Here is a 24,993-nt window from a genome sequence, read left to right as displayed (position 1 = left end):
GCGGATGCTCCCTCCCTTCGTTGCCGTGCGCGGCGTCACGCGCGCGCTGACGGCATATCAGGCGTACAGGGAAGGAGGTGCGCGCGAGCCTAAGGGAGGACCGACCGGCGGCAATGCCGGCGCGGCGTGATAGACGGGAATACGGGGCGCTGCGAAAGCCGCCTGCGCGACCATCACGGGCGTCAGGCCCGCTTGGGGCAGGATGACATGACCCGCCAGCGCGCCGAAGGCGCAGGCGTCGGACGGTGCGTGGGTGGACTCGCTTTTGCCAGGCAGGTCGAACGAGATGTTCATGGCCCCGCCGGCCTCGCACAGCGTCAGCATCAACGAGGTCGTTGAAGGCGCGGCCATGTAGCCATTCGGGATGGCGGCACGAAGCACGAACATGGCCAACGCCAGGCAGATCAGGATCCGCCAGGGCAGGCCGCGCGGCTTGTTCGCAGAGTCCCGGATGCTAGGCATGGGCCGGATTCTATTACAGAGTCTTGCGGTTGCTCCGCATTTTTTTGGGCAGTGCGGCAATCGGCCGCAGGCCTTGCGGGCTGCCTGCAGCGCCGCTCAAGCACGGCTTTGCAGCCGGGCGAGATCAATGCAGCGGCGCCGCCCTACCCCCTGACGCGCGCCGGATTGCCCACCACTTTGGCGCCGGCGGGCACGTCGCGCGTCACCACGCTGCCGGCGCCGATGATCGCGTCGTCTCCAACCGTGACCCCGGGCAGGATGATTGCCCCGCCCCCTATCCACACCTGCCTGCCGATGTGAATTGGACGGCCGAATTCGAGCCCGGCGCGCCGCTGTTCAGGATCGTGGGGGTGGTCGGCGGTGTAGATCTGCACCGCCGGGCCGATCTGCGTGCCGTCGCCGATGGTGACCTGCACGACGTCCAGGATGACGCAGTTGAAATTGATGAAGACGTTGTCGCCCAGCGATACGTTGTAGCCGTAGTCGCAGTGAAACGGGGGGCGGATGATTGCGCCGTCGCCGACACGCGCGAGCCGTTCTTTCAAGAGCGCATGCCAGCGGTCCGGCCCTTCGTCCAGCGTGGCGTTGTACCGCTTCATCCAGACGCCCGCGGCAAGCTGGTCTGCCTGGATTTCGGGGTCGACGGCCGTGTAGAGCTCGCCGGCAAGCATCTTCTGCTTTTGCGTTCGTGTCATCGCAATCTCCGTGTCGGTTTGACGAAGCATAACCACGAATGGAACCGTTACGCGACCTCGGGCATGACGCCCACGTATCGGCCCCGCGGCCTGATCACCTGCGCCACGCTCAGCTGTTCCAGGCTGTGCGCCAGAAGCCCGATGCTGCGCGCCGTGGCGAACAGGCCGAATGCCGCGTCATCCGGCAGCCTGCAATGCGCCGCCAGCGCGGCCAGCGCGACATCGATGTTCGGATGCAGGCCGGTGAGCTGCGTGGCCTTGTCGATGAAGCGGGTGATGACCTCGGCAGGCTCGAACAGCGCAAGCAGCGCGGCGGCGCGAGGATCGCCGTCGGGATACAAGTGGTGGCCGAACCCGGCAAGCGGCATGCCCGTGGACAGGTAGTGCGCCATTACCTGGTCTTCGCCCTGCCTTTCAACTTCGTTGAACAAGGCCTTCACGCGGCCGGAAGCGTCGCCGTGCAACGGGCCGGACAAGGTCGTCAATCCCGACAGCAGGCATGCCGGAAGCGACGCCCCCGTGGACGCCGCGATGCGCGCGGCAAAAGCCGAGCTGGTGAGCTCGTGATCCACCAGCAACACCATCGCGGTGCGCAGCAGTTCCGCCGCCTGGTCCGACAGCTTCCAGCGTTGCGCGAAGCGCAGATGCAGCGGCCGCTTGCCGTGCTGGGCGCCAAAGGCGTTGGCCAACTGGCCCACCAGATTCTGGCATTCGCCATGCAGGACGCGGGTCATGCGGCCGTGGGTGGAATGCCCCGTTGCGGCCAGCCCTGCCAGGGTGGTGAACGCCGCCACCCGCCCCGGAGACGCCACGCGCCCCACGGACGAGAAATCGGGCGCCTGCTCGGAGTTCCACAGCAACTGCGCCGCATCTTCCAGGGTGGCTGAACCCGCCAGCGTCACGGCGTCCTGCCCGCGGTAATACAGCCGCTGCCGGTGAAACGTGGAGATGGCGGTGGGAATGCTGGGCTCGGCCCCAAACAGCGTGTTGGCGGCCAGGGTTTCGTGCTTGCGGCCGGCCTGCTTGCGCTTGGCCAGTCCGGCGACGTCTTCGGCGCGATAAAGGCTGCGGCGCGTGTCGGCCGGATCGGCCATGACTTCAAGCTTGCCGCGGCTGACGTAGGCGTAAACGGTTTGCGGGCGCACGCCAAGCCGGCTGCAGGCTTCAGCCATCGTTATCCAGGAGGCCATGATCATCTTGTAGCAATGTTTATATGTTGATTTTATAGATCAATATTGCCTTACAAATCAATCATTAAATACCATGGACTCAATCTTCAACGCGGGCCGCCCTTCGGTCCCAACTTCAGAGCCGAACCGATATGAAGCCTCAGGTCCTGCAACTCAATCCCATCCTGATCCCGGCGGTCAATGACCAGCTCGCGTCGCTGTACCAGGTGCACAAGTTCTTCGAAATCTCCGACCAGGCGGCGTGGCTGCGCGAGCATGGCGCCACGATCGACGCCGTCATCACGGGCGGCCATACGGGGATTTCCCGCGCGATGCTGGAGCAGTTGCCCAGCGTCAAGGTGGTGGCCGTCAACGGCGTGGGCACCGATGCGGTGGATCTGCCGTATTGCCGGGAACGCGGCCTGCCGGTCACCGCAACGCTGGGCGCGTTGACGGAAGATGTGGCCGACCTGGCGATCGGGCTGCTGATCGCCGCCTGCCGCAACCTCTGCGCCGGCGACCGCTTCGTGCGCGAAGGACTGTGGGAACAATTCCCCTCGCCCAGCGCCATCCCGCTGGCGCGCCGCTTCAGCGGGATGCGCGTCGGCATTGTCGGCATGGGCCGCGTGGGCCGCGCCGTCGCTACCCGGGCTGCGGCCTTCGGCTGCCCGATACGCTATACCGACCTTCGCGCCATGGACGACGTCCCGCATGCGTTCGTGCCGTCGTTGATCGACCTGGCGCGGGAGTCGGACGCCCTGGTGCTCAGCGCGGCGGCGGACAAGGCCGAAGGCATCATCGACGCCGCCGTGCTGGACGCGCTGGGCCCGCAAGGCTTTCTGGTGAACGTGGCGCGCGGCCGACTGGTCAACGAGGCCGACCTGACCGAAGCGCTGGTCGCCGGGCGCATCGCGGGCGCGGGGCTGGACGTGTTCGTCGACGAGCCGCGCGTGCCGGCGGCGCTGCGCCACTCCGACCGCACGACGTTGCAGGCGCACCGCGCCAGCGCCACCTGGGAGACCCGCGCCGCGATGGGACAGATGGTGCTGGACAGCATCGCCCAGGCGCTGGCTGGCCAGCGCCCGTCGATGAGCCTGACGACCTGAGCCGCAGGTGCCTTTCCGAAATGACTGCCATGACGGACCTAGCCTTTCCCGCCCTTGCACCCACCACGCTGCCCATTGCCGGCAGCACGTCCCGGTTTCCCGTGGCCCGCGTGTTCTGCATCGGGCGCAACTATCGATGGGCGCCAGACGAAGCCCCGCCGCGCGACATGCCTGCATGGTTCATGAAGCCGGCCAGCGCCGTCTGGCCAGCCGAAGGCGCGCTGCCCTATCCCGCCGACACCGCGGACTTCTGCCACGAAATTGAACTGGTCGTGGCGATCGGACGCGGCGGCAGCGACATCGCGCCCGCCGACGTCGAGGCCCAATACGTCTGGGGCTATGCGGCCGGCCTGGACCTGACCCGGCGCGACCTGCAACAGCAGGCCAAGCGCGCGGGCGGCCCGTGGGAACCCGCCAAGGCCTTCGACCATTCCGCGCCCTGTACGCCCATCGTTCCCGTCGCGAATTGCGGCCACCCTCAAGAGGCCGCGATATGGCTCAGCGTCAATGGCGTCGAGCGCCAGCGAGCCGACGTGTCCGGGTTGCTGTGGCCCGTGGCCGAACTGGTGGCGATGCTGTCGCGGTCCGTGGCCCTGGCGCCCGGCGACCTGATCTACACCGGCACGCCCGCGGGCGTCGGCCCGCTTGCGCCCGGCGACGTCGTCAGCGCGGGCGTGGCGGGCATCGGCGAACTCACCATGACGGTCGCCAACACCCACCCCGGCTGAAGGCCGCCTAGCAACCCGAATTTTTCAATCACTGCGCCATCCGAGGAGTCCTGTCTTGAACACCAGCAACAACGAGAAAATTGCATTGGTCACCGGCGCGGGCAGCGGCGTGGGCCGCGTCACCGCCATCACCCTGCTGAATGACGGTTGGACCGTCGTGCTGGCTGGCCGTCGTTCCGATCCCCTGCAATCGCTGCAGGCCGAGGCCGCCTCGCGCGGCCAGACCGCCCTGGCCGTGCCCACCGACGTCACCAGCCCGGAAAGCGTGCAGGCGCTGTTCGACACCATCGAAAGCCGCTTCGGCCGGCTGGACCTGCTGTTCAACAACGCCGGCGTCAATGCGCCCGCCGTGCCGATGGACGAGCTGCCGCTGGACAAGTGGTTCAACGCCATCAACACCAACGTGACCGGCGTGTTCCTGTGCGCCCGCGCTGCGTTCGGCCTGATGCGCCGCCAGTCGCCGCAAGGCGGCCGCATCATCAACAACGGGTCGATCTCGGCGCACACGCCGCGCCCGTACACCGCCCCCTACACCGCCAGCAAGCACGCGGTGACCGGCCTGACCAAGTCGCTGGCGCTGGACGGCCGCGCGTTCAACATCGTGGCCGGCCAGATCGACATCGGCAACGCATTGACCGAGCTGTCCGAACGCATGACGCGCGGCGTGCTGCAGGCCAACGGCACGACCGCGCCCGAACCCATGATGGACGCCATCCACGTCGCAAAGGCCGTGCGCCACATGGCGTCGCTGCCGCTGGACGCGAACGTCCTGACCATGACCGTCATGGCCAGCGCCATGCCCTTCGCCGGGCGCGGTTAACACCTTCCCGCGCCCCGGGCCTGCACACCCCCCGGAGCGCTTTTCCTGCACGCATCACAGAGTTGACAGAAGTTGACCACCCAAGGAGACAAGCATGACCCTCACCACGCTGGCCAAGACCCTGGCCGTTTCGGCAGTCCTTGCCGCCCTGCCCGGCCTGTCCGCGGCGCAGAACTATCCCGCCCGTCCCATCAGCATCATCGTGCCCGCGCCGCCGGGCGGCGGCATCGACATGATCGCGCGCGTCGTCGGCGAAAAGCTGTCGGTGTCCCTGGGCCAGCCGGTCATCGTGGACAACCGGCCGGGCGCGTCCAATAACCTGGGCACCGCCCTGCTCGCCAACGCCAAGCCCGACGGCTACACGATCGGCATCGTGGGCGGCAGCCACAACATCAACAAGTATCTGTTCAAGAACCTGGGCTGGGACCCGCAAAAGAGCTTCGAGCCCATCGTCTACACGCATGAGATCCCGCTGGTGTTCTCGGTGTATCCGAAGGTGCCGGCCAAGACGCTGCCCGAACTGGTGGACTGGATGAAGGCGCATCCCGACGACGCCAAGGTCGCGACCTCCGGCCGCGGCAGCGCGCAGGAAATGGCCGCCGAGATGTTCCGCATGGTCAGCGGCGCGCCCATGCTGCTGATCCCGTACAAGGGTTCGTCGGCCGCCCACCCCGATCTTCTGGCCGGCCGGACCGTGCTGTACATCGACACGCTCAGCGCGATGCAGGAACAGGTCAAGGCGGGCAACGTGCGCGCCGTGGCGATTTCCACGGCCAAGCGCGCGAAGGCCTTGCCCGACGTGCCGACGGCGCAGGAACAGGGCTTCAAGACCTACGACGCCAACACCAACGGCGGCTTCCTGGCTCCGGCCGGCACGCCGAAGGAAATCGTCGCCAAGCTCAACGCCGAGATCAACGCGGCATTGAAGCAGCCCGCCGTGCGCGCCAAGCTGGAGGCCGCCGGCATCGAAGTCCAGGGCGGCACGCCGCAAGATTACGCGGCGCTGATCCAGTCGGATCTGGACAAGTGGGGCAAGGTGGTGAAAGAGGCCGGGATTCAGCCGGAGTGATGCAGGCAGGCAGCGGCGGAGAGCGTAAAGCGTCCGCCGTTGCCGGTTTTTTTAGGCGGCATCACGTCTACACCGACCTTTTCAGCCCCATCATCGACCGAGACAAACGGCTAGCCGCCGCAAGCACGGGCTCTTTGAGCTCAAGCAGCACGCTTTCGGTCAAGCGTGATATCGGCCCGGATATGCAGATCGCGCCCACCAGCGTCCAGTTGATGCCGTAGACCGGCGCTGAAATGCTGGACACTTCGGCGTCGCGCTCGCCCAGCGAAATCATGTAGCCGGCGCGGCGCACCGATTCGTAGGGTTCGCCCGGTTCTCCGGAGAACGCGAGCAGGACGCGGCCCGGGCTGCCCAGTTCCAGCGGCAGCGCGGCGCCGACGCGCACGTGATGGCGGATCGACTTGGGGCCTTCGACGCGCGCCATGCAGATGCGCTGCTTGCCTTCGCGCACGTAGAACGTTGCGCTTTCGCCTGTGGCCACCGACAGTTCGCGCAGTATCGGCTGCACCACTTCCGCGATGTTGAACGTGGCCTGGTAGCAGGCGCCCAGCCAGCCGGCGGCGCGCGCCAGGCGCCATGTGCCGTCTTCGCGTTGCGCCAGGTAGTCGTCCATGGCAAGGGTGCGCGCCAGGCGCAACACGGTGGAACGGTGGCAACCCGTGCGCCGGCTGAGTTCCGCCAGCGACAGATTGGCGTCGTCCACGCCGAAAGCCTCAAGGATGCGCATGGCGCGGCGTACCGCCACTACGCCTTCTTCGGCAGCTGATTCGTCCGAATCCAGGGTCTGATCATCGTTCATGGTACGCAACATGTTCCGCTATACGAACATGGATTGTATTGTGCGGAACAGCGATCCACAATGCTTTCACCAAAAACAGATATCGGAGACAAACCATGAAGAGCATCGTGCGTGTGCTGTCGGGCCTGGCCCTGGTGTGCGTGACCAGCCTGAGCGCAGCCCAGGGCTATCCCAACAAACCCATCCGTCTGATCGTCCCCTTCCCGCCCGGAGGCGGCACCGATGTGCTGGCGCGCGAAGCCGCGATCAAGGTGGCCAGCAATACGGGCTGGAACATCGTGACCGAGAACCGGCCCGGTTCCGGCGGCAACATCGGCGTGGACACGGTCGCCAAGTCCGCCCCGGACGGTTATTCCCTGGTGTTGGGCCAGACCAGCAACCTCGCGATCAATCCCACGCTCTACGCAAAGTTGCCGTACGACCCCGAGAAGGACCTGACCGCCATCGGACTGGTGGCGGATGCGCCGCTTGTGATCGTCGTTCCGGCGAATTCGCCGCTGAAGTCCTTCGAGGACATGATCGCCGCCGCGAAGGCCAAGCCCGGCGTCTTGAATTTCGCCAGCTCGGGCAACGGCACGGTGGCGCACCTGGCCGCCGTGCAATTGCAGAACGCCGCGGGCATCAAGCTCACTCATATCCCGTACAAGGGCGCGGCGCAGGCCTCCAATGACCTGATCGGCGGCCAGATCGACATGTACCTGTCGTCGGTTCCCACGCTGATCGGCCACGTGCGCAACGGCAAGATGCGGGCGCTGGCGGTGACCTCGACGCAGCGCGTGCCCGATATGCCCGACGTGCCCACGATCGCGGAACGCGGTTTTCCCGGCTTCGAAGCGGTGACCTGGTTCGGCCTGGCTGCCCCAGCCGGCACGCCCAAGGACATCGTGCAGCGCCTGAACGTCGAATTCAACAAGGCCCTGCAGGCCAAGGACCTGAGCGTGAAGTACCAGGAACAAGGCGCGCGCGTGCTGACCAGCACGCCCGAGGAATTCGGCAAGCTCATCCACGACGACCGCATCCGCTGGGGAAAGATCGTCAAGGACTCGGGCGCCAAGGTCGAGTGACGCGCCGACGCGCTTCGTATTTCCAACCCCGCTGAATTCGACAGCAATCGCACGGTGATTCGCAACGCTGGCATCAGGCCCGCATGGCTTCCCCGCGCCCGGACTTTCAACTTTTCTCAGGAACAAACATGGCCAATCAGGACATCATCAAAGACTTCCCCCGCGTCAGCGCCGACATCGTCCGTCGCGCCGGGGAACTGCAACCCGCCATCCTGGCCGACGTGGCCGGCCGCCGCGGCGCGCTGAACGGCCGCATCCGGCCGCTGCATCCCGGCATGAAGCTGGCCGGAAACGCGCTCACAGTCGAAGTGCGCCCGGGCGACAACCTCATGATCCACGCGGCCATTTCCCTGGCGAAGCCGGGCGACGTGCTGGTGATCGACGGCAAGGGCGACCTCAGTTCGGCGCTGATGGGCACGATCATGATGAACGCCTGCCGCAAGCTGGGCATCGCCGGCGTGGTAATGGACGGCGCCGCGCGCGACACGGTTGAAATCATCGAAATGGACTATCCGGTGTTCGCGGCGGGCACGAATCCCAATGGTCCGACCAAGAACGTGCCCGGCCGCATCGGCCACCCTGTGTCGGTGGGCGGCGTCACCGTCAATCCCGGTGATTTCATCATCGGCGACGCCGACGGCGTGGTGGTGGTCGAACGCGACAAGATCGAAGGCCTGCTGCCCGCCGCCGAAAAGAAGGTGCGCGATGAGGCGGCGCGCATCGCCGCGATCCAGGCGGGCGACACGGAAGCCAAGTGGCTGACCGCCGCGCTGCGCGCCGCCGGCGTCCTGAAGGAAGGGGAATCGCTGTGAACACCGCCACTGCGGGCAAGCCCGCCATCGTCGTGACCGCGGCGGACCTGGCGCCGGAAGCACTGGCGCTGCTCGGAGATTTCAACCTGGTGTTCGCCGGCAAGACGCCCACCGAAGACGACATCGTGGCGCTGTGCCGCGAACACAATCCGGTCGCCATTATCGTGCGCTACAGCAAGGTAGGCGCCGCCGCGATGGACGCCGCCCCCGCCTTGCGCGTGGTCTCCAAGCACGGCAGCGGCACGGACACCATCGACAAGGCGGCGGCCGCGCAGCGCGGCATCCAGGTTGTCGCCGCAGTGGGCGTCAACGCCGCCGCCGTGGCCGAACAGGCACTGGCCTTGCTCCTGGCCTGCGCCAAATCGGTCGTTGGACTGGACGAACGCATGCGGTCGGGCCACTGGGACAAGTCCACCCACAAAAGCCTGGAACTGGGCGGCAAGACCATCGGCCTGATCGGACTGGGCGCCATCGGCCAACGCATGGCGGCCATGGCGCACGGGCTGAACATGCGCGTGATCGGTTTCGATCCGTACGCCAAGAACCTGGCGGATTACGTCGACAGCGTGCCGCTGGATCAAATCTGGCGCGACGCCGACGTCGTGTCCCTGCACTGCCCGCTGACCGACGAAAACCGCGGCATGGTCAATGCGGCGACGCTGGCGCAGTGCAAGCCGGGCGTGATCCTGGTAAACACGGCGCGCGGCGGACTGGTCGACGAAGACGCGCTGCTGCAGGCGGTGCGCTCGGGGCATGTGCTGGCCGCCGGCCTGGACAGCTTTGCCGTCGAACCGATGACCGCCGGCCATCCGTTCCAGCAGGAACCGCGCATCATCCTCAGCCCGCACATCGGCGGCGTGACCAGCGCAGCCTACGTCAACATGGGCGTGGCGGCGGCGCGCAACGTGCTGGACGTCCTGGCCCGCGCCAACGCGTCCGCGTAAGGAGCCACGCCATGCCACAACGATGGAAGCAAGCGCCGGCCGGGAGCAACTGGGGCGAGTTCGGCCCCGACGACCAGCGCGGCCGCATGAACCTGGTGGATCGCGCCAAGGTGCTGCAAGGCATCGCCGAGGTCCGCGAAGGGCTGACCTTCTGCCTGTCGCTGCCGCTGGACGTGCCGGGCGGCATGGCGCTGAATCCGCGGCGGCTGCCGCCGCAGCGCTACGCCACGCTGCGCGATGGCAAGAGCGCCGGCGCCCAGGGCTTCTGCTGGTCGTATGCGTCGGAAGATCCGCTGCTGACCGACGTGGTGTGCGACGACGTGCTGCTGATGAACACGCAGTATTCGACCCAATGGGACAGCCTGGGAAGCCGCTTTGACGCCGATGGCGACGGCGAAGCCGAAGCCGTGTTCTACAACGGCTATCGGGCTGGCGCGGAGATCCAGGCGGCGGATGAAGATCCGCAGGCGCCGACGGATTGGGCGCGCTTTCCCGGGCCCCGCGCCGGCGCGCTCGGCATCGAACATCTGGCCGAACACGGCGTGCAGGGCCGCGCGGTCCTGGTCGACCTGGAGGCCCACGTCGGCCGCACGCGCACCGCGGTGGGTTACGACGCCTTGATGCGCATCCTGGACGCGGACGGCGTGCGGATCGAAGCGGGTGACATGGTGTGCCTGCACACCGGCTTTGGCGACACGCTGATGTCGATGAACCGCCAGCCCGACGTCGCTCGCCTGCACGACACCGGCAGCGGCCTGGACGGGCACGATGAGCGCTTGCTGCAATGGATCGTGGACTCCCGCCTGGCCTGCCTGATAGCCGACAACCCCGCGGTCGAACTGGTGCAGCCGGTGAACCTGCGCGGCGCGGCAACGCCGCTGCGCCGCCCGCGCCTGCCGCTGCACGAACACTGCCTGTTCAAGAACGGTATCCACCTGGGCGAACTCTGGTGGCTGACCCCGCTGGCGCGCTGGCTGCGCGCGCACGGACGCCATCGCTTTCTTCTGACGGCGCCGCCGTTGCGGCTGCCCGGCGCGGCAGGATCGCCCGCCACGCCCATCGCCACGGTCTGAATCCCGAACACGAACACCCCCATCGGGCGCAGCAGCCGGCACAGGCTGCACGCCCATCAGACGAGGAGACACCTCATGAAGTTGATCCGCATCCTGCCCGTCGTCCTGGCGTTCTGCGCCGGCGCCGCGGCCGCCGAATACCCTGATCGTCCGTTCAAGCTGGTGGTCCCCTATTCCGCCGGCGGCGCCGCCGACGCCCAGGCCCGGCTGGTGGCTCAGAAACTGGGCGCACGCCTGGGCCAGACCGTGGTGGTCGAAAACAAGCCCGGCGCCAGCGGCACCATCGGCGCGGCCAACGTGGCGCATGCCGCCGCCGACGGCTACACGCTGCTGTACGACGCAACCGCGTTCGCCATCAATCCGTCGCTGTACAAGAAACTCAGCTACGACAGCCGCCGGGACTTCCAGCCCATTTCGCTGGTCAGCCTGACGCCCAATCTGCTGGTGGTGCCGGCAGCGGCGCCCTATCAGCGCATCGACGACCTGACGGCCGCCGCGCGCAAGGGCCACCTGACGTTCGGCACGCCGGGCCAGGGCACGGCGCAGCACATCGCCGCCGCCTGGTTCGCGCAGGGCAACAAGCTTGAACTGACGCATGTGCCCTACAAGGGCGGCGCGCCTGCGCTGACCGACCTGATGGGCGGGCAGATCGACATGATGTTCAGCAACATGGCGGCGTCCTACCCTTTGGTGAAGAGCGGCAAGTTGCGTGCGCTGGCCGTGACGTCTCCCAAGCGCGTCGACGCGCTGCCCGACCTGCCCACCGTGGCTGAAAGTGGCGTGCCCCAGTACGCAGTCTTCGAATGGAACGGCGTGCTGGCGCCCGCCGGCTTGCCATCCGACGTGGCCACTCGCATCGAACAGGAATTGCGCGCCACGCTGCAGGACCCCGCTGTGCGCCACAGCCTGCAGGAGCTGGGCGCGCAACCGGTGGGGTCGACCGCCGCCGAGTTCCGCACCTTTCTTGACGACCAGATGGCGCGTTCGGCCCACATCCTGGCCGAAGCCGGCATCCACAAAGAATGACGCGGCGTCCAGCCGCGCGACCCAGTTTTACGGAGACCTGACATGAAATCCAAGCTGTCCGCTTTGGCGGCATCACTGCTGCTTGCCGCCGGCGCCGCCCACGCCGCCTACCCCGACCATCCCGCGCGCGTGGTCGTCGGGTTCTCGCCCGGTGGCCCCACCGACGTCGTCGCGCGCGCATTTGCGTCTTACGCCTCTCAGGCGTTGGGCCAGACCTTCGTCGTGGAGAACCGCCCTGGCGCCAACACCATCCTGGCGGCCGAGGCCGTCGCCAAGGCGGCGCCCGACGGCTACACGCTGTTGATCGGCGCCACCAACCACACCATGATTCCGGCGCTGTACGCCGACCGGGTCAAGTTCGATGCGCTGAAGTCCTTCACGCCGCTTTGCGCCGTGGCGGTAAGCCCCACGGTGCTGGTTACCGGTCCGGCCCTGAAGGTGGATACGCTGGGCGCATTCCTTGCGCGCGCCCGCGCCGAGCCGGGGCGCCTGACCTACGCAACGCCGGGCACCGGCAGTTCCGGGCATTTCGCCACCGAACAGTTCCTGCGCCAGACCGGCGTCAGCATGAACCACATCCCGTACAAGGGCGCATCCCAGGCGATTTCGGATCTGATGGGCGGCCAGGTCGATGCTTCCCTGGCGACGTTGGGCTCGGTGCTGCCGCAGGTGCAGTCCGGCAAGCTCACGGCGCTGGCCGTCGCCGCGCCCAAGCGCCTGGCGCAGTTGCCGCAGGTGCCAACGTTCGACGAAGCCGGCGTATCGGGCTACACCGCCGACGCCTGGTATGGCGTCCTGGCCCCCGCCGGCCTGCCGCAGGACGTGCGCGCCCGACTGGAACAGGTGGCGCGCGAGTTTTCCCAGGCCGACGGCACCGCCAAAAGCCTGGACGCCCTGGGCATGCAGCCCCGCCAGACCTGCGGTGACGCATTCGGCGCGCAACTGGCCACAGAGATCGATACGTACCGCAACCTGGCCCAGCAGTTGGGGCTGAAGGCCGAGTAAGCCTTGCACCACAACAACAGAGGATGACAAATGACCGACCGTAATCGAACCCTGGCCCGCACCCGCCGTGCCGTCCTGGCGCTGGCCGGCGCCCTGCCGCTGTTGGCTTGCGGCATTGCGCATGCCGCGGACGCGTGGCCCAGCCGGCCCGTGCGCATTGTGGTGCCGTATGGCCCCGGCGGCGCCGTCGACGTGGCGACGCGCAAGATGGCGCAGATGCTGTCCACGCAGACCGGCCAGAGCTTCATCGTTGAAAACAAGCCCGGCGCCACGGGCACGATCGGCGTGAGCCAGGTCGCGCGCGCCGCGCCCGACGGCTACACGCTCGTAGCGAACGACACGACCTACTCGCTGCTGCCCCACATCTTCAAGCAGCTTCCCTTCGATCCCGCGAAAGATCTGGAGCCGGTCTCGGCCTTCGTGTTTGCGCCGATGGCGCTGGCGGTTTCGGCCGCCGGTCCGTATAACAAGCTGGATGACCTGCTGGCCCAGGCGCGCGCCAAGCCCGATATGGTGACCTACGGCTCAGGCGGACCCGGCACCACGCCGCACTTTGCCGCCGAAGGCCTGGCGCTGGCGACCGGCGTCAAGTTCATGCACGTGCCCTTCAAGGGCGCGGCCGAAGCCACGCAGGCGGTGCTGGGCAAGGTGATCGACTTCCAGTTTGCGTCCACCACGGGCGTGATGGGTGCGGTGCAAGGCGGGCAGTTGCGGCTGCTGGCCGTCAGCGGCGCCAAACGCCTGGCGGTGCTGCCCGACGTTCCGACCTTTGCCGAGGCTGGCGTGAAGGATTTCGGCGTGGTCAACTGGACCGGCCTGTGGGCGCCCAAGGGCACGCCGCCGGAAGTCACGCAACGCCTGCAGCAAGAGATCGCCAAGGCCATGGCTTCCGAGGAAATGCAGTCATTCGCCACCAAGATGGGCGCCGAACCGCGCGCGGCGGATGCCGCCGAGTTTGGCCGCATCCTGGCCGACAGCGGCGTGATGTGGGGCAACGTGGCCCGCAACATCGGCTACGACGCCAAGTAGGAAGGAGACGCCATGTTTTTCCTGCATGCGCCCGAGGTGGCGCAATTCGAGGTGTGGTCGCCCATGCCGGAACGCTTTCGCCGCGCCGAGCGCAGCGACTGGGCCGACGCCAACCGGGGCGGCGCGCCCGTGGATTCCTTTCTGGAAGGTCCCGTGTTCGCCCCCGGCGGCAATCTGTATGTGACCGACATCCCGTGGGGCCGCGTGTTCCGCATCACGCCGGATCGCGAGTGGTCACTGGTGGCGGAATACGACGGCGAGCCCAACGGCATGAAATTCATGGACGACAGCCGCCTGCTGATCACGGACTACAAGAACGGCTTGATGGCGCTGGACGTGGCGAGCGGCCAGGTTACCCCTTACCTCTCCCGACGCAACAGCGAACGATTCAAGGGTGTGAACGACCTCGTCTTCGACGCGCAAGGCAATCTGTATTTCACCGACCAGGGCCAGAGCGGCCTGCACGACCCGACCGGCCGGCTGTTTCGCCTGCGCTCCGACGGTCAGCTGGACTGCCTGCTGGACAACGTGCCCAGCCCCAATGGCGTGGCCCTGTCGCCCGACGGCAAGGTGCTGTACCTGGCGGTGACGCGCGGCAATTGCGTATGGCGCGTGCCGCTGATGGCCGACGGCAGCGTCAGCAAGGTCAGCCAGTTCTTTACCTCGTACGGGCCCAGCGGTCCGGACGGCCTGGCGGTGGACGCCGAAGGCAATCTGCTGGTCTGCAACCCCGGACTGGGCCATGTGTGGCTGTTGAACCCCCGCGCCGAGCCGCTTTTCGTCTGGCGCAGCCCCAAGGGCATGTCCACCACCAACCTGGCCTTTGGCGGCGATGATGGACGCACGCTGTTCTGCACCGAATCGGTGTCGGGCACCATCCTGACCGCGCGTGCGCCCCACCCCGGAGTACCGCTGTTCCGGCTGGGCCGCGATTGAAACGATGTGGCGGCGGGCGCGCAGGCGGATGCGCCCCGCCCCTTCAGGCGTAGCGTTCCAGCCTGAACGGCTGCAAATCCACCGGCGCCTGCCGCCCCTGGATGATTGCCGCCATGGTTTCGCCCACTGCCGGCCCGATGCCGAAGCCGTGTCCGGAGAACCCGGACGCCAGGAACAGCCCCGGCGCCTGCGCCACGGGCGCCATGACGGGCATGGCGTCGGGCGTCACGTCGATATAGCCGCCCCAGGATTGCGCGATGCGCGTCTGGCGGAATATCGGGAAAGCCTGCTGCAGCCGGGTCCACGCCTGGTCGATGCCGCGCGCGTAGGGCGACGGGTCCAGGACGCGGCAACGTTCGTAGGGCGATTCGCGGTCGGCGGGAAAGCGGCGCGGAATCGCCAGTTCTTCGAAGAAGCGCTTGCTGAACCGCACGCGAACCAGCGCATTGTTTTCGATCCAGGTGCGCAGGAACTTGCCCATCAGGCGGAAGCTGTCCGGCACCACTTCGGCCAGGGATGCCGAGAATTGCGAGACCGTGTAGCCGCCGTCGGCGCGCTTGCGGCAGGTAAAGTCCTTGCCGTTGATGGCCAGCGACACGCCGGCGTCGAACGGCTCCGTGCGCAAAGCCGACCCGCGCACCTTGAGTTGCGGAAAGTCCACGCCCAGGTTGCCGCAGAACAGCCGCGACCAACCGCCCGCCGCCACCAGCACCGCCTGCGCGCGCACGGCGCCGCGTTCGGTGATGACGGTATCGACGCGGCCCGCGGTCTTTTCCACGCCCCGCACCGCGCACCCTTCAAAGATCATCGCGCCGGCCTGACGCGCCAACGCGGCCACGCCCTGCGTGGCGATCTGCGGCTCGGCCACGCCGTCGCCGGCGCTGTACATGCCGCCTGTCCAGGCGCGCTGGGATTGAGGCAACAGGCGCAATGCCGCCTCGCGCCCCAGCATGTCGGCCTTGACGCCATGGGCGCGGGCCTCGCGCAGCCAGGTTTCGTTCGCGGCCGCGTCTGCTTCGTTCTCGTGCAAATACACCAGGCCGTTGCGGCGGTAGCCGACCTCGACCTGCGCCTGGATGTCGCTCCAGAGCTGGTGCGCCCGCACCGCCAGCGGCACTTCGGGCATGTCGCGGCCCAGCGTGCGCACCCAGCCCCAGTTGCGCGACGATTGCTCGCAGGCCAGCGTGCCCTTTTCGAACAGCGCGGTGCGCACACCGGCCCGGGCAAGCGCCAGCGCCGTGCTGACGCCGATGATGCCGCCGCCGATGATCGCCACGTCCACGGTGGCGGGAAACTGCGTTTCAGTTGTCATGACGATAGAGGTAGAACGGCGTTCATGCGGGGTAGCCCAGCGCATCGCGCAGGCGGTACCAGTTGATGGCCAGCGTAGCGCCAAGCTGGCGCGCCGGATAGAACGGCATTCGGCCGATGGGAGTGACCGGGTAATCGAGCTTGTCCGCCGGCACGCCGCGGATGGCGTCGGTCAGCACGCGGCCCAACGCCGTTCCCATGGCCACGCCGCGTCCGCAGTAACCGTAGGCGGTCCAGATGCCGGACGCCAGCCGATGCACGTGCGGCAGATCGTCCATCGTCATGCCCACCCGGCAGGCCCAGCCATGGCTCCACGCCACGTCAGCCAACTGCGGGAACCGCGCGACCGCCGCGCGGCGAAGCTGGTCGCGGGTCGAGGGATCCAGACGTTCCGAAGAATGGCCACGGCCGCCGATGACGAATCGCCCTTCGGGATCGATACGGCAGTAATAGGTGATCTTGCGCGTCTCGGACACGCCGGCGCGCAATGGCATCAGTTCCTGTTGCAGCGTCGCGGGCAGAGGATCGGTGGCGATCTGCGCGCTGGCCACGTTGACATAGGACTGCGCCACGGCCGGCCAGAGCCGGTCGGTGTAGGCGTCCGTCGCCAGCACGATGTGGCGCGCCTTCACGGCAAGTCCATTGACGGTCAGCACTCCGCCCCCGTCAGCCGCCGGCGCAATGGCGGACACGGGAGAGTGGTCGTAAATCACCGCGCCCGCCTGCCCTGCCGCGCGCGCCAGGCCGCGGGAAAACGCCAGAGGATGCACGGAACCCGCGCGCTTCTCGCGCAGCCCTGACGGCCAGAAGGATGACCCCGTGGCCGCGCGCATCCCGTCAGCATCCAGGAATTCGACGTCGCCGCCGTGCGCGTTCAGTTCGGCCGCGCGACGCTTGACGTAGTCGCCGGAAGCCGCCGAGAACGCGCCCTGGATCCACCCGTTGCGCGTGGGCGAGCAGTCGATGCCCAGGCGCTCCACCAGATCGAACAGGTAGTCCGCGTTGCCGTAGGCGAAGCGGATCATGCGGGTGGCGGTGTCGGCGCCGAACCGCCGGATCAGGGCTTCGGGACCAGGCTTTACGCCCGGCACCACCTGGCCCCCGTTGCGCCCGGAGGCCCGATGCGCGATTTCGTGCGCCTCGAACAGCGCGACGTTGAAGCCGGCCTGCGCCAGGTGCAATGCGGCCGACAGGCCGGTGACGCCGCCGCCGACCACGGCGGCGTCGACGCTGAGCGGCTGGGCCAGCGCCGGCGACGCGGAGCGTGGCGGCGTGCTGGCGGCCCACAGCGACGCCGCGGGCGAAAAGAGATCGTTGTTCATGGCGCCGGGACTATTGGACGTGGGTGACGCGCTTGAGGAAGTCGCGCATGCGTTCGTTGCTGGGGTTGGTCAGAACGTCGCGCGAGGGTCCTTGTTCGGCGATGCGTCCGTTTTCCAGGAAAAGCACGCGGTCCGAGACATTCCGGGCGAAATCCATTTCGTGCGTGACGATGACCATGGTCATGCCTTTCTCGGCCAGCGTGCGCATGACCGCCAGCACCTCGCCCACCAGTTCCGGATCCAGCGCCGACGTGGGTTCGTCGAACAGAATGGCGTCGGGTTCCATGGCCAGCGCCCGGGCGATGGCCACCCGCTGCTGCTGCCCCCCGGATAGCTGCTGCGGATAGTGGTTCATCTTTTCGGCCAGCCCCACGGACGCCAGGATCTCGCGTCCGCGCTCGGTGGCCGACGCCAGGCTTTCGCCCTTGACGTGCACGGGGCCTTCCAAGACGTTTTCCAGCGCCGTGCGGTGCGGGAACAGATTGAAGCGCTGAAAGACCATGGCCACCCGCTGCCGGATGTTCTGGATGTCCTTCTTGCGCGCGTCGACCGTGACGCCGTCGATCGTGATGAGGCCGCCGTCGTAGCGTTCCAGGCCGTTGATGCAGCGCAGGAGCGTGGACTTGCCGGAGCCCGACGGCCCGATCAGGCACACCACTTCGCCCTGGTTGATGCTGGCGTTGATGTCTTCCAAAACGCGGTGGCTGCCGAACGACTTGCTGAGGTTTTCGATGGTGATCATTGGCGGCGTCCCAGGCGGCGTTCGAGTTTGCCGATGAAATACATCATGGGAAGGCTCATGGCCAGGTACATCAGGGCGACCAGCGTAAAGATGGTGGCGCTCTTGAAGGTGGCCGAGGCGATCAGCTTGCTTTGCATGGACAGCTCGACCACGGTGATGACCGCCGTCTGCGAGGAGTCCTTGAGCATCATGACGACGTTGTTGCCATAGGGCGGCAGCGCCACCTTGAAGGCCTGCGGCAGCACCACGCGGCGCATGAGCTTGGCGCGCGACATGCCCAGCGACTGCGCCGCTTCAAACTGGCCGGGATCGACGGCGTCGATGCCGGAGCGAAACACTTCGGACATGTACGAGGAATACGCCACGCCCAGGCCCAGCGCGCCGGCCTGGAAGGCGGTCATGCTGAGGCCGGCCTCCGGCAGCACGAAATACATATAGAACAGCACGACGATGATCGGCACGCCGCGGATGACGTTGGTCAGAATGCGGCTGGCGTGCGACAACGACGCGACGCCGCTGACCCGCAGCATGGCCCAGAACAGGCCCAACACCGTGGCGATCACCAGCGCCGCGGCAGTGATGGCGATGGTGGTCACCACCCCCTGCATCAGCACCGGGAAGAACTCCGCGGCGTCACTGAAGAATGTTTCGAACATCTTGGAAAACCCTGGTTGGCTGCGCGCCGCGCCGGCTTGACCGGGCGGCGCGCGGGATCAGTTCGCGACGCCCCACTTCTTCATGATGGCGGCGATGGTGCCGTCCTGTTTGAGCGCGTCGATGGCGGTGTTGAGCTGCTTCACGCGATCGGCGTCGCCCTTGCGCACGGCCAGCGCGATGTTGGTCGGCATGGACGGCTTGTAGCTTTCGACGTAGCGCACGTTGCGCACGCCCTGGGTGCGAACCTGGTACGAGATCACCGGACCGTCGCCGAAGGCGGCGTCCAGGCGGCCCAATGCGACGTCGCGCACCAGATCGGCCATGGTGTCGTACATCTTGACTTCCTTCAGGCCAGGCGCGGACTTCAGGGGCTCGACGTAGAGCGTGCCGATCTGCACACCGACAGTCTTGCCCTTCAAGTCGGCGATGCTGTGGTAGTCGGTCTTGTCCTTGTCCGGCACGACCAGGGCCTCGCCGTACTCGAGCACCACTTGCGTGAAGTCGACGACTTCCGCGCGCTGCGGCGTCTTGGCGAAAGCGGACGCAATCATGTCGATCTTGCTGGTCTGCAGCGCCGGCACCAGCGACGCAAACGGGATCGGCATCACTTCCGGCTTGAATCCGGCCTGCTTGCCCACCGCATCGGCGATGTCGATCATCACGCCCTTCAGCGTGTTGGTCTTGGGATCGAGGAAGTTGAAAGGCACGGCGGTGGGCGTGGCGCCAACCTTGACGGTCTGGGCGTGCGCACCCGACAGCGCGGCGGCGCACAGCGCCGTCGCCAACAACGATTTCAGTGTTTTGTGCAGCATCGGGGTCCCCTTGGAAGCCGGATTCGCGCGCCGTCACGTCTCTTGGACGTTCGATTTCGTCCCGTTTTGGCGCCAGTTATCGTATCGAATAGCGATATGGCAATATCGCATGTAGATTTTATAAGCGCTGCAGTTGACCCATGTCAACACGGGGCAAACCATAGATAAGGCCTTATCAATTAAGGGTTTTCCCGAAACAATCATAGGGATTTGATGCCGGAATTTCGGTGGATCAGACCGCTTTTTTCTTGCTTTCATTCGGATTGGAATGCAATCTGTGCGTATCGAACTTTGTAAACGGCGGCGGCGACCGTCCTTGATCCATGAATCCGGAATCCTCTTCGCTCTACGTTCAATCGCTGGCCACGGGCATCGCCGTGCTGGACGCCTTCACGGCCGAACGCGCCTCGATGAGCCTGCCGGACATCGCCGCCGCAGCCGGCATCACGCGCAGCGCGGCGCAGCGTTTCGCTTTCACGCTTGAAGCCTTGGGTTTGCTCAACAAAGACCCGGTGACCAAGCGCTATTCGCTGTCTTCACGCACGCTGGACACGGGCTGCCGGTATCTGGAATCCCATCCGCTGCTGGACCGCGCGAATGCGTTCCTGCTCGAGCTCAACCGCAATGCCGGCGAAACCGTCAACCTGGCCGAACCCGCCGGGCAGGACATGATCTACATCGGCCGGTTTCCCAGCCCGCTCCGCCTTCTGGTGCACATGCCGGTGGGCCGCCGCATTCCCATGTACTGCTCTTCCACCGGACGCGTGTACCTGGCCGGGCTGAGCGATGACGAAGCCCATGCCACGCTGGCCGCCTGCGACCGCGTCAAGTACACGCCGAATACGCTGACCGACCTGGACGCGTTGATGGAACAGGTGCGCGTGTCGCGCGAGCAAGGGTATGCCTGCTGCCTCGAGGAGTATTACCGCGGCGACCTGGCGCTGGCCGTGCCCATCCACGATGTGAGCCAGCGTGTCGTGGCGGGCCTGCAGCTGTCGGTGTCGGCCAGCAAATGGACGGCAAAGCGCGCCATTTCGCGCTTCATCCCGATGATGCTGGAAACGGCGCGGCAGATATCGAATTCCCCGCCCACGCCTCGCCCGCTTGCGCCCTACGGCGGCGGCGCGGCGCGCGATCTGCATGCCCAGCCCCCCGGAAAGCCGGCGGGCCAGAAGACCTGATCAGGCGGAAACGCCGCCGCTTTCCGCCAGCAGCCAGTCCCGGAAAGCGGCCAGTGCCGGCGTCGCCAGCTTGTCGGGCGAGGCCAGGAAAAAGTACCCCGCGCCTGTGCTGAAGGTCTCGTCCAGCGCGGGAACCAGCACTCCCTGTTTAAGTTCGTCCTGCACCAGGAACGTCGGCAACAGACCGATACCGATGCCTGATGCCACCGCCTGGATCAGGTGGGTCGTCAGCTCGAACTGCGCGCCCCACCGCATCGACCGCACAGGCAGGCCGTGCGCTTCGAACCAGCGCTGCCAAACGGCAGGACGCGCAGCCACTTGCAGCAGCATGTGCTGGGCCAGATCCGCGGGCTTGCGCGCGGGGTGGCTTGCCGCCATTTCGGGACTCATCACCGGGATGACCTGCTCGTCCAGCAGGCGGTGCGGCACCAGGCCCGGCCAATCGCCGTCCCCCACCGCGATCACCGCATCGATGCCCGCCAGTTCCAGGTCGAAACGGGTCACCCGCGAGTGCAGGTGAACCAGGATGCCGGGGTGTTGTTCGTAGAAGCGGTTCAGCCTGGGCATCAGCCATTTCGCCGTGAACGTGGGCAGCGCGGCCAGGTGGAAGGCGCCGCGCCCGCTGCGGTGGGAGATTGCCTGTAGCGATGCGCTGCGGATGCGTTGCAGGGCCGCCGCCAACTCCTTCTGGTAACCCCTGCCCGCCTCCGTAAGCAGGATGCGGCGCTTCTCGCGTCGGAACAGCGGCACCTCGAGCAGATCCTCAAGCGCCTGCACCTGCCGGCTGACCGCGCTTTGCGTCAGCGCCAGTTCCGTCGCCGCCCGCGTGAAACTCAGGTGGCGCGCGCTGGCCTCGAAGGCCAGCAACAGGGACATCGACGGAGTCAGGCGGCGGGGATTCATTCTCTTGGCACATGGATCGGGTGGGCCAATATACCCCGGTGCGCCCGACGGTCCTTGTTTCCCTTGCCTGTCGACCCGCCACCATTTCCTTTGATCATTCACAAAATGAATGAACTACCCGAGCATTTTCCGTTTTCGCGGATCCCCGGCAAGGCCGACAATACCCTTCAGGGCCACGGCGCGTTCCGACGGACGCCCCGGCCGGCCAGGCATTTTCTTTCAGGAGGCAGGTATGGATTTGGGTATCGCAAACAAGACGGCGCTGGTGCTGGGCGGCGGCGGCGGATTGGGCGGCGCCATTGCGCAGTCGCTGGCGCGCGAAGGCGTCAAGGTCGTCGTGGGCGACCTGAACCTCGACGCGGCCACGGCCACCGCGGACAGGATCAAGGCTGCGGGGCAGACGGCCCACGCGCTGCAATGGGATCTGCGCGCGCTGGACGCCTTCGACGCGCAGGTCGACTGGATCGAGGCCAATGTGGGCCCGGTCGACATCCTGGTCAACAATACCGGCGGCCCGCCGCCCACGCCGGCCTCGGGTCAGCAGGCCGACCTGTGGCGCGAGCATTTCGAAGGCATGGTGCTGTCCGTCGTCAAGCTGACGGACCGCGTGCTGCCCGGCATGCGGGAACGCGGCTGGGGACGTGTCATCACGAGCACGTCGTCGGGCGTGATTGCTCCGATTCCCAACCTGGGCATTTCCAATGCGTTGCGCATGTCGCTGGTGGGTTGGTCCAAGACGCTGGCGCGTGAAGTCGGCAAAGACGGCATTACGTCCAACATCGTGCTGCCGGGCCGCATCGCCACCGCCCGCATCACCTTCCTGGACGAAGCCCGCGCCAAGCGCGAGGGCCGCAGCGTCGAGGACGTGAGCCGCGAAAGCACCGGTTCCATCCCCGTGGGCCGCTATGGCGACCCCGAAGAATATGGCGACGCCGTCGCCTTCCTGGCCAGCGCCCGCGCCAGCTACATCACCGGATCGACCATCGGCGTGGACGGCGGCCTGATCGCCAGCATTTGACCGCCTTTTTCCAAGGACATAGAGATGAAACTGACTGCTGACGCCAAAGGCGTATTCCCCATCGCCCCCACGCCGTTCTTTGATGACGGCGCCGTCGACTACGCGTCGATTGACCGCATGATGGATTTCTACCTGGCATGCGGATCGACCGGGCTGACCGTTCTGGGCCAGCTGGGCGAGGCCCCGAAGCTGGACTTCTCGGAATCGCTGGAAATCGCTTCCCGCGTGATCGCCAAGTCGGCGGGGCTGCCCATCGTGGTGGGCGTGTCCGCGCCCGGCTTCGCATCCATGCGTTCGCTCACGCGCGAGGTCATGGACCGGGGCGCGGCCGGCGTGATGATCGCGCCGCCCAATACCCTGCGCACCGATGACCAGATCGTCACGTATTACCAGCAGGCCGTCGAAGCCATCGGCAGCGACGTTCCGTTCGTGCTGCAGGACTACCCGCTGACGTTCTCGGTGCAGATGACGCCGTCCGTCATCCGCCGCATCGTGACCGACCTGCCGTCTTGCGTGATGCTCAAGCACGAGGACTGGCCCGGCCTGGAGAAAATCTCCACCCTGCGCCGCTTCGAAGCCGAAGGTTCCATGCGGCACATCTCCATCCTTTGCGGCAACAACGGCCTGTTCCTGGACTACGAAATGGCCCGCGGCGCCGACGGCGCCAACACCGGCTATTGCTTTCCGGACATGCTGTGCGATTTCGTCCGCATGGTCGGCGAAGGCGACACCGAGGCGGCGCATGATCTCTTCGACGCGCACCTGCCGCTCTTGCGCTACGAGCAGCAGCCCGGTGTCGGCCTGGCCGTGCGCAAGTACGTCATGATGCGCCGGGGCATCCTGGCCAGCGCCGCGCAGCGCCGGCCCGGCGGCGCCCTGACGCCGCAGGCCAAGGTGGAAGTCGATCACCTGCTGGCGCGACTGGGCCGGCGCGATCCGCGGGCGAAAAACCTGGTTTGAGCCGGGCGGACGCCGACGCATCCGCGGCGTCGACGGACGGGGGCAGCGCGCCAACGGCGCTCGCCCTCGTCCGGCTCACACTTGGTAACCCCGGATATTGCCAAGGTAACAACAAGTAGCGGCCGCCATCCAGCGACGCCCGATACCCGCTGCGTCGCGCGACCCTTTGCGTCAGGCATCCCGGGACCTTCCCCCTCAAACGGCCGCCGGACATGCGCATCCTGTCCGACGTCGGACGCCCCAGCACTTTGCCTTGACACTCTTCGAACACAGCCTCTATGTTCGAGTCCGCCCAAGGTCCGGACCCTTGAATTCCCCTTTTCGAGAGGCGATCCCTGCCCGCATCTTGCGCGGCAACGGGCGTAGTCCGACCGTTTCCAAACGGCGATTTCAGCTGGCTTTACACACAGAGAGAGGTACATGGCGTTTTCTCGCAAATCTTACGGATTGGTGATGCGCACCCGCAAGACGGCAGCCACGTTGCTTGCCGCCGCGTTGCTTCCCGCCACGGCCATGGCCGTGTTTGCCGCGGCGCCCGCGCCCGCCAGCGCCGCCGAGCAACCTGCCGGGCAGGCCGCCAACGCGGTCACGCCCCCCGACGCGGCCTCGGTCCTGTACGCCATCCACCAGATCGACGGCAAGGGCGCCTCGTCCTACGAAGTCGCGAACGGCAGCATCGCCACGTTCTGGTTCGGCCATGGATTCGAACTGGAGGGCACGCGGTATTACACCGGCTTTGTGTGGGAAACCGCGGATCGCTACGGCAAGCCGGGCGAGGAAGACATCGGGCCCGAGACGCAGGTCAACCTGTCCGAAGCCACCTTCATCCTGGACAATCCCGCGTCCGAGCGCCCCTGGAAGTTCCGCGGCATGGAGCCGACCATCGGCGAATTCGGGGCCTATGAACAGCCGCCGCAAGTGGACACGCGGCGCAAGCCGCTGGAGCACCGCACGCCGTCCGGCAAGCTGGTGCTGGCCGTGCCCACCGAGTCCTTCGATAACGGCATCACCGTCAGCGGATACACCCTTCTCGTTTTCACGCCGCCCGAAAAGCGCCAGGACGAGAGCAAGGACAACGTGTGGGCCTACGCCGGCAACGTGCTTGCCGGCGAGGACAACGGCCCCGCCTGTGCGGACGGCGACGTCATGCCGTGCACGCGCAGCGACGGCGAACTGGTGTTCAGCACGAATGCGAACGGCGACCTGCCTGTCCTGACGGTGAAATTCACCGGCACCACGATCTCCGGCCCGGGCAAGACCCGGAAGCTGGGCGCCGCCGACAGCGTCACGTACGCCTACGATCCGGCGAGCAAGACGTACGCGCCGCGTTAGGGACGGAAAGCCGGCGTT

Annotated in this window: 26 protein-coding genes; 16 read left to right on the top strand and 10 right to left on the bottom strand. The window is 66.8% G+C overall.

Annotated elements, in window-relative coordinates:
- Positions 1 to 57: 57 nt before the first annotated feature.
- The 3 genes from RT614_RS03605 to RT614_RS03595 form a co-directional block, all read right to left on the bottom strand.
- Positions 58 to 462 carry a DUF2946 family protein gene (locus RT614_RS03605; protein ID WP_313620326.1) on the bottom strand — a complete coding sequence of 135 codons (405 nt, stop codon included), beginning with the start codon at positions 460 to 462 and terminating at the stop codon, positions 58 to 60.
- Between the two features lie 143 nt (positions 463 to 605).
- On the bottom strand, positions 606 to 1,157 hold the full coding sequence (locus tag RT614_RS03600; protein WP_313620325.1) for a sugar O-acetyltransferase: 552 nt from the start codon (positions 1,155 to 1,157) through the stop codon (positions 606 to 608).
- Positions 1,158 to 1,204: 47 nt separating this feature from the next.
- Complete coding sequence (locus tag RT614_RS03595) at positions 1,205 to 2,347, bottom strand: citrate synthase family protein (RefSeq protein WP_313620323.1); 1,143 nt, start codon at positions 2,345 to 2,347, stop codon at positions 1,205 to 1,207.
- A gap of 131 nt (positions 2,348 to 2,478) precedes the next feature.
- On the opposite strand from RT614_RS03595, the gene RT614_RS03590 reads away from it, so the two are divergent.
- The 4 genes from RT614_RS03590 to RT614_RS03575 all read left to right on the top strand — a co-directional run bounded on the left by RT614_RS03590 (position 2,479) and on the right by RT614_RS03575 (position 6,049).
- On the top strand, positions 2,479 to 3,432 hold the full coding sequence (locus tag RT614_RS03590; protein ID WP_313620322.1) for a 2-hydroxyacid dehydrogenase: 954 nt from the start codon (positions 2,479 to 2,481) through the stop codon (positions 3,430 to 3,432).
- Between the two features lie 29 nt (positions 3,433 to 3,461).
- Positions 3,462 to 4,160: a fumarylacetoacetate hydrolase family protein gene (locus tag RT614_RS03585; RefSeq protein ID WP_313620320.1), complete on the top strand. Its 699-nt coding sequence runs from the start codon at positions 3,462 to 3,464 to the stop codon at positions 4,158 to 4,160.
- A 55-nt stretch (positions 4,161 to 4,215) separates the two neighbouring features.
- The gene (locus tag RT614_RS03580) at positions 4,216 to 4,980 is read left to right on the top strand and encodes an SDR family oxidoreductase (protein WP_313620319.1); all 765 of its coding nucleotides are present in this window, start codon (positions 4,216 to 4,218) and stop codon (positions 4,978 to 4,980) included.
- 94 nt (positions 4,981 to 5,074) lie between these two features.
- The gene (locus RT614_RS03575) at positions 5,075 to 6,049 is read left to right on the top strand and encodes a tripartite tricarboxylate transporter substrate binding protein (RefSeq protein ID WP_313620317.1); all 975 of its coding nucleotides are present in this window, start codon (positions 5,075 to 5,077) and stop codon (positions 6,047 to 6,049) included.
- Between the two features lie 67 nt (positions 6,050 to 6,116).
- Here RT614_RS03575 and RT614_RS03570 read toward each other — a convergent pair whose 3' ends face one another.
- A complete protein-coding gene (locus RT614_RS03570) occupies positions 6,117 to 6,848 on the bottom strand; it encodes an IclR family transcriptional regulator (protein WP_313620316.1) in 732 nt (243 codons plus the stop codon).
- A 95-nt stretch (positions 6,849 to 6,943) separates the two neighbouring features.
- Between RT614_RS03570 and RT614_RS03565 the strand changes: the two genes are divergently transcribed.
- From RT614_RS03565 to RT614_RS03530, 8 genes are all read left to right on the top strand, one after another.
- Positions 6,944 to 7,912 carry a tripartite tricarboxylate transporter substrate binding protein gene (locus RT614_RS03565; RefSeq protein WP_313620314.1) on the top strand — a complete coding sequence of 323 codons (969 nt, stop codon included), beginning with the start codon at positions 6,944 to 6,946 and terminating at the stop codon, positions 7,910 to 7,912.
- Positions 7,913 to 8,040: 128 nt separating this feature from the next.
- On the top strand, positions 8,041 to 8,724 hold the full coding sequence (locus RT614_RS03560) for an RraA family protein (protein ID WP_313620313.1): 684 nt from the start codon (positions 8,041 to 8,043) through the stop codon (positions 8,722 to 8,724).
- Positions 8,721 to 9,668 (top strand): NAD(P)-dependent oxidoreductase, encoded by a 948-nt coding sequence (locus tag RT614_RS03555; RefSeq protein ID WP_313620311.1) that lies wholly within the window; start codon positions 8,721 to 8,723, stop codon positions 9,666 to 9,668. The genes RT614_RS03560 and RT614_RS03555 overlap by 4 nt, the downstream gene beginning before the upstream one ends.
- A gap of 11 nt (positions 9,669 to 9,679) precedes the next feature.
- The gene (locus RT614_RS03550; protein ID WP_313620310.1) at positions 9,680 to 10,741 is read left to right on the top strand and encodes a cyclase family protein; all 1,062 of its coding nucleotides are present in this window, start codon (positions 9,680 to 9,682) and stop codon (positions 10,739 to 10,741) included.
- 75 nt (positions 10,742 to 10,816) lie between these two features.
- On the top strand, positions 10,817 to 11,767 hold the full coding sequence (locus RT614_RS03545; RefSeq protein ID WP_313620309.1) for a tripartite tricarboxylate transporter substrate binding protein: 951 nt from the start codon (positions 10,817 to 10,819) through the stop codon (positions 11,765 to 11,767).
- 42 nt (positions 11,768 to 11,809) lie between these two features.
- Positions 11,810 to 12,772 (top strand): tripartite tricarboxylate transporter substrate binding protein, encoded by a 963-nt coding sequence (locus tag RT614_RS03540; protein WP_313620308.1) that lies wholly within the window; start codon positions 11,810 to 11,812, stop codon positions 12,770 to 12,772.
- Positions 12,773 to 12,802: 30 nt separating this feature from the next.
- Positions 12,803 to 13,801: a tripartite tricarboxylate transporter substrate binding protein gene (locus tag RT614_RS03535; protein ID WP_313620307.1), complete on the top strand. Its 999-nt coding sequence runs from the start codon at positions 12,803 to 12,805 to the stop codon at positions 13,799 to 13,801.
- A 12-nt stretch (positions 13,802 to 13,813) separates the two neighbouring features.
- Positions 13,814 to 14,737 (top strand): SMP-30/gluconolactonase/LRE family protein, encoded by a 924-nt coding sequence (locus RT614_RS03530; protein ID WP_313620306.1) that lies wholly within the window; start codon positions 13,814 to 13,816, stop codon positions 14,735 to 14,737.
- A 43-nt stretch (positions 14,738 to 14,780) separates the two neighbouring features.
- Here RT614_RS03530 and RT614_RS03525 read toward each other — a convergent pair whose 3' ends face one another.
- The 5 genes from RT614_RS03525 to RT614_RS03505 are packed head-to-tail and all read right to left on the bottom strand — an operon-like array spanning position 14,781 to position 19,581.
- Positions 14,781 to 16,049, bottom strand: a complete 1,269-nt coding sequence (locus RT614_RS03525; RefSeq protein ID WP_313620305.1) for an FAD-binding oxidoreductase — start codon at positions 16,047 to 16,049, stop codon at positions 14,781 to 14,783.
- 22 nt (positions 16,050 to 16,071) lie between these two features.
- Positions 16,072 to 17,370: an FAD-binding oxidoreductase gene (locus RT614_RS03520; RefSeq protein ID WP_313620304.1), complete on the bottom strand. Its 1,299-nt coding sequence runs from the start codon at positions 17,368 to 17,370 to the stop codon at positions 16,072 to 16,074.
- 10 nt (positions 17,371 to 17,380) lie between these two features.
- Entirely contained in the window at positions 17,381 to 18,112 is a 732-nt protein-coding gene (locus RT614_RS03515; protein ID WP_313620303.1) for an amino acid ABC transporter ATP-binding protein, read from the bottom strand.
- Entirely contained in the window at positions 18,109 to 18,768 is a 660-nt protein-coding gene (locus RT614_RS03510) for an amino acid ABC transporter permease (RefSeq protein WP_313620301.1), read from the bottom strand. Before RT614_RS03510 ends, RT614_RS03515 begins: the two co-directional genes overlap by 4 nt.
- Before the next feature lie 57 nt (positions 18,769 to 18,825).
- Positions 18,826 to 19,581 carry a transporter substrate-binding domain-containing protein gene (locus RT614_RS03505; protein WP_313620300.1) on the bottom strand — a complete coding sequence of 252 codons (756 nt, stop codon included), beginning with the start codon at positions 19,579 to 19,581 and terminating at the stop codon, positions 18,826 to 18,828.
- A gap of 323 nt (positions 19,582 to 19,904) precedes the next feature.
- Here RT614_RS03505 and RT614_RS03500 point away from each other — a divergent pair, with 323 nt between their 5' ends.
- Positions 19,905 to 20,762: an IclR family transcriptional regulator gene (locus RT614_RS03500; protein ID WP_313620299.1), complete on the top strand. Its 858-nt coding sequence runs from the start codon at positions 19,905 to 19,907 to the stop codon at positions 20,760 to 20,762.
- On the opposite strand, the gene RT614_RS03495 is transcribed toward RT614_RS03500, so the two are convergent.
- Complete coding sequence (locus tag RT614_RS03495; protein WP_313620298.1) at positions 20,763 to 21,665, bottom strand: LysR substrate-binding domain-containing protein; 903 nt, start codon at positions 21,663 to 21,665, stop codon at positions 20,763 to 20,765. It abuts the gene before it with no gap.
- 232 nt (positions 21,666 to 21,897) lie between these two features.
- Here RT614_RS03495 and RT614_RS03490 point away from each other — a divergent pair, with 232 nt between their 5' ends.
- From RT614_RS03490 to RT614_RS03480, 3 genes are all read left to right on the top strand, one after another.
- A complete protein-coding gene (locus tag RT614_RS03490; RefSeq protein ID WP_313620297.1) occupies positions 21,898 to 22,683 on the top strand; it encodes an SDR family oxidoreductase in 786 nt (261 codons plus the stop codon).
- 24 nt (positions 22,684 to 22,707) lie between these two features.
- Complete coding sequence (locus RT614_RS03485) at positions 22,708 to 23,643, top strand: dihydrodipicolinate synthase family protein (RefSeq protein ID WP_313620296.1); 936 nt, start codon at positions 22,708 to 22,710, stop codon at positions 23,641 to 23,643.
- Positions 23,644 to 24,096: 453 nt separating this feature from the next.
- Positions 24,097 to 24,975: a hypothetical protein gene (locus RT614_RS03480; RefSeq protein WP_313620295.1), complete on the top strand. Its 879-nt coding sequence runs from the start codon at positions 24,097 to 24,099 to the stop codon at positions 24,973 to 24,975.
- Positions 24,976 to 24,993 lie beyond the last annotated feature (18 nt).

The sequence above is a fragment of the Achromobacter sp. genome (genome assembly GCF_032102605.1).
Classification (GTDB): Bacteria; Pseudomonadota; Gammaproteobacteria; order Burkholderiales; family Burkholderiaceae_B; genus Achromobacter.
This window is presented reverse-complemented; position numbering and strand designations above follow the sequence as displayed.

Bases quoted from the DNA above. Each gene is read 5' to 3' on its own strand.
- RT614_RS03605 (WP_313620326.1), bottom strand. From the start codon at position 462: ATGCCTAGCATCCGGGACTCTGCGAACAAGCCGCGCGGCCTGCCCTGG.
- RT614_RS03600 (WP_313620325.1), bottom strand. From the start codon at position 1,157: ATGACACGAACGCAAAAGCAGAAGATGCTTGCCGGCGAGCTCTACACG.
- RT614_RS03595 (WP_313620323.1), bottom strand. From the start codon at position 2,347: ATGGCCTCCTGGATAACGATGGCTGAAGCCTGCAGCCGGCTTGGCGTG.
- RT614_RS03590 (WP_313620322.1), top strand. From the start codon at position 2,479: ATGAAGCCTCAGGTCCTGCAACTCAATCCCATCCTGATCCCGGCGGTC.
- RT614_RS03585 (WP_313620320.1), top strand. From the start codon at position 3,462: ATGACGGACCTAGCCTTTCCCGCCCTTGCACCCACCACGCTGCCCATT.
- RT614_RS03575 (WP_313620317.1), top strand. From the start codon at position 5,075: ATGACCCTCACCACGCTGGCCAAGACCCTGGCCGTTTCGGCAGTCCTT.
- RT614_RS03570 (WP_313620316.1), bottom strand. From the start codon at position 6,848: ATGAACGATGATCAGACCCTGGATTCGGACGAATCAGCTGCCGAAGAA.
- RT614_RS03565 (WP_313620314.1), top strand. From the start codon at position 6,944: ATGAAGAGCATCGTGCGTGTGCTGTCGGGCCTGGCCCTGGTGTGCGTG.
- RT614_RS03560 (WP_313620313.1), top strand. From the start codon at position 8,041: ATGGCCAATCAGGACATCATCAAAGACTTCCCCCGCGTCAGCGCCGAC.
- RT614_RS03550 (WP_313620310.1), top strand. From the start codon at position 9,680: ATGCCACAACGATGGAAGCAAGCGCCGGCCGGGAGCAACTGGGGCGAG.
- RT614_RS03545 (WP_313620309.1), top strand. From the start codon at position 10,817: ATGAAGTTGATCCGCATCCTGCCCGTCGTCCTGGCGTTCTGCGCCGGC.
- RT614_RS03540 (WP_313620308.1), top strand. From the start codon at position 11,810: ATGAAATCCAAGCTGTCCGCTTTGGCGGCATCACTGCTGCTTGCCGCC.
- RT614_RS03535 (WP_313620307.1), top strand. From the start codon at position 12,803: ATGACCGACCGTAATCGAACCCTGGCCCGCACCCGCCGTGCCGTCCTG.
- RT614_RS03530 (WP_313620306.1), top strand. From the start codon at position 13,814: ATGTTTTTCCTGCATGCGCCCGAGGTGGCGCAATTCGAGGTGTGGTCG.
- RT614_RS03525 (WP_313620305.1), bottom strand. From the start codon at position 16,049: ATGACAACTGAAACGCAGTTTCCCGCCACCGTGGACGTGGCGATCATC.
- RT614_RS03520 (WP_313620304.1), bottom strand. From the start codon at position 17,370: ATGAACAACGATCTCTTTTCGCCCGCGGCGTCGCTGTGGGCCGCCAGC.
- RT614_RS03515 (WP_313620303.1), bottom strand. From the start codon at position 18,112: ATGATCACCATCGAAAACCTCAGCAAGTCGTTCGGCAGCCACCGCGTT.
- RT614_RS03510 (WP_313620301.1), bottom strand. From the start codon at position 18,768: ATGTTCGAAACATTCTTCAGTGACGCCGCGGAGTTCTTCCCGGTGCTG.
- RT614_RS03505 (WP_313620300.1), bottom strand. From the start codon at position 19,581: ATGCTGCACAAAACACTGAAATCGTTGTTGGCGACGGCGCTGTGCGCC.
- RT614_RS03500 (WP_313620299.1), top strand. From the start codon at position 19,905: ATGAATCCGGAATCCTCTTCGCTCTACGTTCAATCGCTGGCCACGGGC.
- RT614_RS03495 (WP_313620298.1), bottom strand. From the start codon at position 21,665: ATGAATCCCCGCCGCCTGACTCCGTCGATGTCCCTGTTGCTGGCCTTC.
- RT614_RS03490 (WP_313620297.1), top strand. From the start codon at position 21,898: ATGGATTTGGGTATCGCAAACAAGACGGCGCTGGTGCTGGGCGGCGGC.
- RT614_RS03485 (WP_313620296.1), top strand. From the start codon at position 22,708: ATGAAACTGACTGCTGACGCCAAAGGCGTATTCCCCATCGCCCCCACG.
- RT614_RS03480 (WP_313620295.1), top strand. From the start codon at position 24,097: ATGCGCACCCGCAAGACGGCAGCCACGTTGCTTGCCGCCGCGTTGCTT.